Source organism: Micromonospora sp. NPDC048169 (genome assembly GCF_040652815.1).
GTDB lineage: Bacteria > Actinomycetota > Actinomycetes > Mycobacteriales > Micromonosporaceae > Micromonospora.
On the sequence record NZ_JBEZMS010000076.1, the window covers coordinates 1 to 8,265 of the forward strand.

Below are 8,265 nucleotides of genomic sequence, written 5' to 3' on the forward strand. Positions count from 1 at the left end.
GTTCCGCTTCAACGTCTGAATCCGGCCCGTTTCCGCAGGTCAGCGGTTTGGTGCCTCGCCCTGGGGCACACCGGGGGCACAACCCCACGCTTCATCGACCGCCCGGCGGGTGCGCTCCTCCGAGTCCGGCATCAGGTGACCGTACGTCGACAGGACCAACGTCGCGTTCTCGTGCCCTAGCCTCTCCGCCACGGTGATGACCGACTCACCCTGCATCAGCAGGACCGAGGCGTAGTGGTGACGCAGGTCGTGGGTCGTGATGCTCTCCGGCAGGCCCGCTTTCCGCACGGCCGCGCCGAAGATGAGCGAGCCGTAGTAGTCGTGCCGGTAGGGGCCGGCGAAGCGGGTCGTGAACAGGGTGCCGTCATCAGCCGGCGGGAACTGCGCCATATGCGCCCGCAGCGCGTCGGCGACGACCTGGGGCAGCGGCACGATCCGGCGCGAGCGCGGTGTCTTGGGGACCGTCCGCACCTTGGACTGTGGCGCGAACTGCCACTCAATCCGCACCAGGCGCGCGGCGAAGTCGACATCCTGCACCCGCAGCGCGAGCAGCTCGCCGAGACGCAGGCCCAACCCGGCCTGGGTGAGGACCATGGCGCGGTTGCGGGCGGGGATCGCGTCAGCGAGCGCGCGAACCTGGTCAACGGTGAGCGGCACGACGCGTTCCCGGTGGGTTGACGGCAGGCTGACCCGGACCACAGGCGAGCGGCCGACGAGCCGATCCAGCACGGCCGCCGCGTAGACCGAGCGGAGCAGCCCGACGAGGTTGCGCAGAGTCGACGGCGACAGCACCTTGCCACGGTCTGCCGCCCACGCCTGGACCTCGGAGGGCACGACGGCCGCCAGGCGGCGAGAGCCGAGCGGAGTCGCGGCAATGTGCGTCTCGATCAAGCTGGAGACACGCCGGGCAGTGGTGGGACGGTGAGCGCGGCCGGCAGCCCACCGCCGGGCGTACTCGACGACGGTCGTCTTGTCGGACGGGTCGACGTACTGCCCGCGCACGATGTCGGCTTCGACCTGGGCGAGGAAGCGATCGGCGTCGGCCTTGCGCGTGAAGGAGCGCTTGCGCTGGCGGCGGGCGTCGTCGCGCCACCGGGCCAGGTAGGTGACCTTGCCGTCACGTGTCCGCTTCTCCACGCTGCCCATGTCAGGCCGCCTGCCCCGACAGCCAGGACCGCACGTCGGCCGGGTCGTAGCGCAGGTGTCGGCCGACCTTGAACGCCCGGGGACCGGTGCGCCGGTAGCGCCACTGGTAAAGCGTGCCGACAGGCACCCGCAGGAACGCCGACACCTCCTCGATCGACCACAGTTCGGTCGCTGCTTCACGGGTTGCCAATGCTGTCTCCTCCTGTCGTCAGCTATGCGGCCGACGCGATACCGGCCGGGGTGGTGCCGAGTTCGTGGGCGAGTTCTTCGCGGCCGGTGGTTCGTCGCTCGCGGGCGAGGGCGGCGGCGGTGTTGGCGAGCAGGGCATCACCTGAGGTGTGCCAGCCGACTCCGGCGAAAGTGAGACTGCCGACGATGAGCGTGGTGTCCTCGTCGACCTGCTCGATGGGTGGGCCGCTGGCGGCGGGGTGTTCGTGGTCCTGGTGCTCGTGGCGCCGGTACTGGACGCGGGTGTCGCGTAGGAGTTGGAAGGTGACGGAGTAGCGGCGGGCTTTGGTGAGGAAGTGGCCGCCGTAGCCGAGCATGTGCGCCCACCGCCGTAGGCGGGTGTACGGGTTGCCGCTGGCCGGTTTTGACGGTTCAGCGTCAAGGGCAGCTTGACGCTGGGCGACGCAGACGGGGCAGGCCCGGTAGCGAGTGTGAGTGCCGCAGTCGGGGCACTCCCAGCGCTCGATGAAGCCGCGACGTGGACGGCGTTCCCGTGGCCGTCCGGACAGTGGGGCCGGGGCGTTGGTGGGTCGGCCAATGCGCCAGCAGGCGTCGATGAGGCGGGCGGTGTGGTCGCCGTCGGGGTCGGCGAAGTCGCCGATGGTGTCGGCGGTCAGTCGGGTGGAGGTGTGCCCCGTGGCCTCGGTGCTCTTGGTGGCGTACTTGGCAAGGTATCCGGCGACGAGGCTGTCCGTGACCTCTCCGGTGCCGTCGGTGGCGATTGGTTCCAGGTCTAGCTGTTCGCCCCAGGCGATCGGCCAGCCGTCGGGCCGGTCAGGGTGAGGCGGGGTGTGGAAGGCGATCTGCCGGGCGGCGTGCCGGAGCGCGTCTACAAGGTCGTCGACGGTGAACCCGGCCGGCGGGGGCACGACGTTGTCGGGGTCCAGGCCGTCGACGCCGTCGAGGCGGGCGATGGCGTGGAAGTGCACCGCTCCCCGCGCTTGCAGTTCGGCGACCTTCCCGGGCGACAGCCTCACCGGGGCGACCTTGCGCGTCTTGCCGGAGGCGGTGACCACCTCGACCCGAGGGATGCCGCGGCGTTGGGCGAGTTTCGCCAGCCAGCGTTCCGCGGCTTGCTTCGTGCGGTGCCACAGCTCGCCGGAAAAGATGTTCCAGACGACCTGGTGGCCGTGGTCGTAGCAGTCCAGGCACAACGGATGCCCAAGCACCGCATCACCCTGCTCGTGCCTCGCCCAGCAGACGGCGGGTCGGCCGTGGGGGCACAGTCCGGTGTCGCGGCGGGCGTGGCAGGGTTCGGCGCGGCAGTCGCAGCGGCGTCGGTTGCGGCAGGTGTGCCGCTTGACCTTCCGGGCGTGGACGGTGCCGAACGACGGTGCGGTGAAGGTGGCGAACACCGCCGGATGTGATGCCACCGATTCGGGTACGCCTTTGCCGCCGACCAGGCCGGCGCGCAGGAGTTGGAAGGCATCCCGCTGGTAGGTCTGCGCGCAGGTGGGGCAGACGGTGGCGCGGCGGTTGCCGCACGCTTTGTAGATGGCGGCGTCGGGCATGGCGTCGGTGTGCCGCTGGTCGAGGATGCGGCCGGTGCCGGGTTCGACGGTGTAGAGGCTGCCGGCGAGGCGGATGGGTCGGGTGCAGCCGGCGGCGGCGCGGACGTGGTCGAGCCAGCCGAAGTAGTCGGGTCGGGTGGCGCGTTGGAACGCGGAACCGGCGGCGGTGTAGGCGTAGACGGGGGTGGTGGTGTCGGCGTTCGAGCCCACACCCCGGGCCAGAGCGGTCCGGGGTGTGAGGTCCAGCGTCGACGCCATCAGGCGGCCACCTCGGGCCGGTTGGTGATGGAGTGCTGGGTGACGATGGTCCGGCAGGCTCCGCACTGGCGGGCGGCCGGTTCGTGCCGGTGGCACGCGATGGTGACGGTCGTCTGGCCGCAGCGGATGGTGACCGGGGTCCGGCAGGGGCCGCCGGGGATGACGTGGATGACGGTGCGTCGGGTGTCGTAGGGGTGCGGCTCGTCCGGGTAGGCGGGGCAGGTGTGGGTGACCTGCTCGATGTCGACGACGTGGATGGTCATCGGGCACCACCAGTGACGGGGGTGCCGTTGACGGCGGGGGTGTGGCCGCCGAGGGTGTGCAGCAGTTCCCGGGCGATGTCCGGGGTGACGGTGAGCAGTCCGGCGAGTTCGTCGATGGTGATGGGGCGGCCGGTGCTCTGTTCGTGGCGGCCGATGACGAAGCGGGCGGTGGGGATGAGGTGCGCGGGCACCTCAGGTCGGGTGATCGGCACCGGGTTGACGGGTGCCTCGACGACGGCCGGGACTGCCGGCGGGGTGTCGACGGCTGGCGGGGTGTCGATGGTCGGCGGCTCGTCGACGAGCTGGTCGGCAGCGTCGTTGGTGTCGGTGTCTTCGGTGGTGGTTTTGACGGGGGCGAGGACGAGTTTGACCAGGGCCATGAATGCCAGAGCGGGGACGGCGGACAGGAGCCAGCCGGAGGGGCCAACTTGGCCGACGGCGACGCCGAGCTGCGCGGCGAGGGAGAAGCCGGCGAAGGCGATCAGGAGGACCAGGGGGTAGCCGATCGGGCCGCCGTGGCGCTTACGACGGCGGATGACGAGCAGGCAGGCGACCGGGACGAGTTCGGAGATGACGGCGTTGGCCCAGCCGAACCAGCCAGAGGTGCCTTCCGGGCTGTTGGCCATGGTCCAGTCGTGGACGTGGGTGAAGGAAGCCGCCCCGGCGGCGAGGCCGACGAAAATGACGATGAGGACCAGGACGCCGCCTTCGAGGCGGGCGGGCCAGGCAGCGGTCGGGTTAGTGGTGGGCATGGGGGGTCACCTCCGGTGCCGGGATGCTGTCGAGGGGGATGAGGTCGACCACGCCGGAGCAGTGGGCGCACATGATCGGGGCCAGGCCCTAGGCGGCGAGCTGGTTGCGGAAGCAGGGCAGGCAGGTGAAGTCGGCGGGGAAGAGGCCGTCGCCTTCGCAGAGGGCGCAGCGGCCGAGGCAGACGGGGCAGGGCGTGTAGACCGGGCCGAGGACGTCGTGGACGCCAGCGGGCGAGTTGCCCTCGATGCACCACAGGCACGGGTCGGACAGGTTGAAGGTCATCGGTCGCCTCCATGGCAGTCGAGGCAGCAGCCGTAGCGGCGGGGGATGTAGTAGGGCTTGGTCTGGCCGCAGTGGCGGCAGGTGCGGCGAGCCCGCAGGGCTTTGGCGATAGCGGCCCGCTGGGCCGGGGTCGCGACCCGTTTCGGGGCGGCGAGGTCGAGGCGGTAGAGGTAGGCGACGCGCTTACCGCGACGCCACAGGATTTGCGCGACCGCGTGATGCCCGCCCGGGCGGAGTCCGGCGGCGCGGAGCTGGCGGCGGGTGGCCAGGCCGTCGGGGGCGAGCCGGTAGGGGTAGGTGGGGAATTCGTCGGCGGGGTTGGCCGGGTCGTAGGTGTAGGTGGTCATGACTGGCCTCCCCAGCGCTGCTGGGCGGCCTGCTTGGAGATGCCGAGCCGGGTGCCGATTTCGGCCCAGGAGTAGCCGAAGGCCCGCAGGCCGACGACGGCTTCGCCGATGGCGTCGTCGAGGTTGGCCGACAGTGCGACGAGGTCGCGGAGGGCTTCGACGTCGCCGGCGGCGACGCGGCGGCCGTGGGCGCGGATGATGCGGCGGGCGAACGCGGCGAACGCGTCGTTCTCGACGACGTCGCGCCGCTTGCGGCGGGAGGGGGTGCGCGTCAAGGACGCCTTGACGGTGAACATCAGTTCTCGCCTCCCTGGTTGTGGAGGCGGTCCCACTCGTCGGCAGCCGCGTCGAGGGCGGTGATGACCTGCTCGGCGGTGCGGGCGGGGTCGTCGTTCCAGGAGTAGGGGGAGGTGTGCTCGTCGAGCAGGTAGCCGTCTTCGTCGATGTGGAAGACCGGGGCGTGGTCGTCGAGGTAGTCGACGAACGCGGCCATGGCCGCGAGGTAGTCGGCGAGCGCGCTCGGGTCGAGCTGGGAGAAGTGCTCGACGCGGTGTCCGGCGGTGGCGATGCCGATGGCCCCGGCGGCGCAGGCCGGCGGGGTGAGGATGTCGGTGGTGGGTGCGTAGTAGGTGCCCTGGTGCCAGCCGTGCCGGCGCAGGTAGAGGGCAGCGCACCGGAGCAGGTCAGCGGGTGTGACCTGGACTCCGGTAGCAGGGTTTTGGGTAGCCTTCATGGCAGCCACGTCCTTTCGGGGCTGTTGGTGGAGGTCGGCAGGACCAGCACTGCTGCCAGGCGATGTCCTGGTCCTGTCGGCCGCTTATCGGGTGGTGCGCAGCCGCAGGTAGCGGCGTTGGCGGGTGTCGTCGCCGCCCATCGATCTCGGGGCGGACAGGTAGACGAGTCGGCCGCTGGCCGAGGCGACCTGGACCATGGCGGCGATGTCCTCGGGACGGCCGACGATCCACAGTTCCGTGTACTGCGCGGCCCGCTGGCTGTTGGCCTTGGCGTAGGTGCGTTCCCGGGTGGTCATGCCGCCACCCCGAAGTCGACGCGGGTGAGGTCCGGAACCTGCTCCGGTAACCGGCGGGGACGGCGGACCCAGGCGGCGTAGTCCGCGATGCCCGCGATCTGGGCATCGGTCAGGTAGGCGACCTTGATGCGGCGCGGAACGCCACCTTCGGCAATCAGGTAGGCCGCGCCCTGGTTGGTGGGGGCGATGTCGGTGGCCGTGTAGCCCTGCTCGGCCCAGCCGTGGCCGAGGACAATGTTCGAGCTGTTCGGGGTGGTGCAGCGGAACGCGGCCCGGTAGCCGAACAGATCCCGCAGGCTGGTGGGGATGATGTCGAAGCTGGGCCGCTGCGTCGCGGCCACGACCGGGATACCGGCGGCCCGGCCCCGGGCGACCAGGTCACGCAGGAGAGCGACGAACTCTTCCTGCTCCTGCTTGCTGCCCACGGTGGCGGAGTAGAAAGCGATCTCGTCGACCAGGACGGTGATGACCGACAGGCCGTCGTCGGCGGTCACCTTGCGGCGCCCGTGGGCGCGCAGCCAGGCGTAGCGGTTGTTCATCACCAGTTGCAGCCGCTTGAGGACGGTCAGGGCCTCGGTGATGTCCGGGCCGATGAACGCATCAGCGGAGTCTTCCCACTGGCCCAGCTCGACGAGCTTGCCGTCGAGCAGCACGAGCCGGGAATCGACACTGAGCGCGGCATGGGCCGCGATGCAGTTGAGCAGCCCGGACTTACCGCCGCCGGGCTCACCACCGGCGAGAAGGTTGCGGTAGGCGAGGGTGATGTAGACGGGCTGGCCGAACTCGTCGATCCCGATGAAGATCGGGTCGAACATCGACAGGCCAGGACCCACCGGCACCGCAGCAGCGGGGGCGGGAATCGCGGTCATCGGTGCCCTCCTTGGGCGGTTGGTGGACGCGAGGAACCACACGAACGAGCCCGCAGGGCTCCTCGCGTCCCAGGTGAAATTGGGGGTCAAATCCAGTCGGAAACGTCGTCCTCGGGCGTCGAGGACGAAGCCGCGGGCTTGCTGCCGTTGGCCGTCGTGGTGGTGGCCGGCTTCTTGCCTGCGGGTTTGCCCTGTGCCGGGAGGGTGATCGTCGGGACGTCGACGTCCGGCAGGTCCAGGGCGGTCGGCACCGTCAGCGGTGCCTGCTCGACCGTCGGGGCGTCCGGGTCGATCACGTCGACCAGCGGCGAACCCACAGTGGCGGTCAGCACCTCACGGCGCTTGATGTCGAACCGCAGATACGCGGCAGTCCGCTCCGAGGCGCGCTCGATGAGCACGGTGGAGGCGTGACAGGTCACGGCGATCTTGTCGAGGCGGCCTTCCAGGTCCTTGGCCGACAGGCCAGGACGCAGGTACACCCAGACCCGCTCACCGACCGGCGTGGGACGAGCCCACAGGATCAGCGGCAGCGAACCGGACTGGTTGGCGATGATGAACTGCGAGAAACACACCCGCAGCCGATGCCTCACCACGAGACACCACGCCCAGGCGATCACCTGGCGGCGGCAGACCGGCACGGCGGCCGGGACACCGACGACCAGGGCGACCACGAGCAGCGTCACCACGGCCGGGGTGTGGTCGGCGAGCTGCACCCAGAAGGTGAGCACGGCGACCGCGAGCACGATCTCGATCGCCCACCACCACAGCAGCCGCAGCACCGGCCAGATCCGGACCAGCACCCACGCGATCCCACCCACCGGCACGCCGACGAGCGCGCCGAGGAACAGAGCCAGGATCGGGTGCATGTACGACGCGGCCACCACAGCCGACAGAAGACCGACGATGACCGCCGACAGGACGAACGCCAGCCGGGCGTTACGGGCCGAGGAACGGTGAACCCGGGCCTCAATGACCGTCACCGTTCCGGTTGACTTCCCGCCGAAGGAACGGCGAGGGCTAGACTTGGACACGACGAGTCCTCCCAAGTGCCAGTTGGGATCGGATGAGTTGACGGCACCGGGGTCGGCAGATGTAGGAGTCAGTACCGACCCCGGGCCAATTTCCTTCTTGCCGCCACCTGTCGTGACGACCGGACCGGGAACGTAGGAGTCAGGAACACTCCCGGAACCGCATGGGGTTGGATCAGCGGACCATCAGGCCGCTTCGTAAGCCACGGACACCTGTGGCTCACACAGCACGACGTGCCAAGAGACCTACTTGGCCGGAGAACCAGTCTTCGGCTTCAGCGACACCGCCCGGAACGCGACGCCGTTACGCCCGTTCGTTGCCCACGGAATGGCCTCCAACTGCTCGACCGCGAGGAAGTCGCCCACCTTCACGTTCGGCTTCTCACCCGCCGTCGTGATGGTGATGACCTCCCCGCCCGTCTCGTCGAGCACGAAGACCTGCGTGGACCACATGGGCCGGCCCGTGTTCTTCTCGGACTTCTGGTTGCCGTTCTGGTCGTTCTTCGGCTCCGGGTCCTTCGACGCCGTCACCTGCTTGCTCGTGGTGTCC

General features: G+C 70.0%; 13 protein-coding genes. All 13 read right to left on the bottom strand.

Translation table 11 applies throughout. The features are described 5' to 3' along the window. Nucleotides 1-39: 39 nt before the first annotated feature. Entirely contained in the window at nucleotides 40-1,146 is a 1,107-nt protein-coding gene (locus AB0D28_RS29710) for a site-specific integrase (RefSeq protein WP_030501476.1), read from the bottom strand. A 1-nt stretch (nucleotide 1,147) separates the two neighbouring features. Continuing rightward, nucleotides 1,148-1,336: a helix-turn-helix domain-containing protein gene (locus tag AB0D28_RS29715; RefSeq protein ID WP_013288478.1), complete on the bottom strand. Its 189-nt coding sequence runs from the start codon at nucleotides 1,334-1,336 to the stop codon at nucleotides 1,148-1,150. A gap of 22 nt (nucleotides 1,337-1,358) precedes the next feature. After that, nucleotides 1,359-3,143: a replication initiator gene (locus AB0D28_RS29720; RefSeq protein WP_357391212.1), complete on the bottom strand. Its 1,785-nt coding sequence runs from the start codon at nucleotides 3,141-3,143 to the stop codon at nucleotides 1,359-1,361. Continuing rightward, nucleotides 3,143-3,406, bottom strand: coding sequence for a hypothetical protein (locus AB0D28_RS29725; protein ID WP_357391214.1), 264 nt, complete (start codon nucleotides 3,404-3,406; stop codon nucleotides 3,143-3,145). Before AB0D28_RS29725 ends, AB0D28_RS29720 begins: the two co-directional genes overlap by 1 nt. After that, nucleotides 3,403-4,158, bottom strand: a complete 756-nt coding sequence (locus tag AB0D28_RS29730) for a hypothetical protein (RefSeq protein WP_357391216.1) — start codon at nucleotides 4,156-4,158, stop codon at nucleotides 3,403-3,405. Before AB0D28_RS29730 ends, AB0D28_RS29725 begins: the two co-directional genes overlap by 4 nt. A gap of 88 nt (nucleotides 4,159-4,246) precedes the next feature. Continuing rightward, complete coding sequence (locus tag AB0D28_RS29735) at nucleotides 4,247-4,441, bottom strand: hypothetical protein (RefSeq protein WP_357391218.1); 195 nt, start codon at nucleotides 4,439-4,441, stop codon at nucleotides 4,247-4,249. Continuing rightward, the gene (locus AB0D28_RS29740; RefSeq protein WP_013288473.1) at nucleotides 4,438-4,788 is read right to left on the bottom strand and encodes an RRQRL motif-containing zinc-binding protein; all 351 of its coding nucleotides are present in this window, start codon (nucleotides 4,786-4,788) and stop codon (nucleotides 4,438-4,440) included. The genes AB0D28_RS29735 and AB0D28_RS29740 overlap by 4 nt, the downstream gene beginning before the upstream one ends. Continuing rightward, nucleotides 4,785-5,084, bottom strand: coding sequence for a hypothetical protein (locus AB0D28_RS29745; RefSeq protein ID WP_210883949.1), 300 nt, complete (start codon nucleotides 5,082-5,084; stop codon nucleotides 4,785-4,787). The genes AB0D28_RS29740 and AB0D28_RS29745 overlap by 4 nt, the downstream gene beginning before the upstream one ends. Continuing rightward, the gene (locus AB0D28_RS29750) at nucleotides 5,084-5,521 is read right to left on the bottom strand and encodes a hypothetical protein (RefSeq protein WP_357391221.1); all 438 of its coding nucleotides are present in this window, start codon (nucleotides 5,519-5,521) and stop codon (nucleotides 5,084-5,086) included. Before AB0D28_RS29750 ends, AB0D28_RS29745 begins: the two co-directional genes overlap by 1 nt. Before the next feature lie 84 nt (nucleotides 5,522-5,605). Continuing rightward, the gene (locus AB0D28_RS29755; RefSeq protein ID WP_210883953.1) at nucleotides 5,606-5,818 is read right to left on the bottom strand and encodes a hypothetical protein; all 213 of its coding nucleotides are present in this window, start codon (nucleotides 5,816-5,818) and stop codon (nucleotides 5,606-5,608) included. Further along, the gene (locus tag AB0D28_RS29760) at nucleotides 5,815-6,687 is read right to left on the bottom strand and encodes an FtsK/SpoIIIE domain-containing protein (protein ID WP_357391223.1); all 873 of its coding nucleotides are present in this window, start codon (nucleotides 6,685-6,687) and stop codon (nucleotides 5,815-5,817) included. The genes AB0D28_RS29755 and AB0D28_RS29760 overlap by 4 nt, the downstream gene beginning before the upstream one ends. A gap of 86 nt (nucleotides 6,688-6,773) precedes the next feature. Further along, complete coding sequence (locus AB0D28_RS29765; RefSeq protein ID WP_210883958.1) at nucleotides 6,774-7,667, bottom strand: hypothetical protein; 894 nt, start codon at nucleotides 7,665-7,667, stop codon at nucleotides 6,774-6,776. A 294-nt stretch (nucleotides 7,668-7,961) separates the two neighbouring features. Continuing rightward, nucleotides 7,962-8,265, bottom strand: a 304-nt coding sequence (locus AB0D28_RS29770; RefSeq protein ID WP_357391225.1) for a hypothetical protein, incomplete at its 5' end; no start/stop codon positions are given.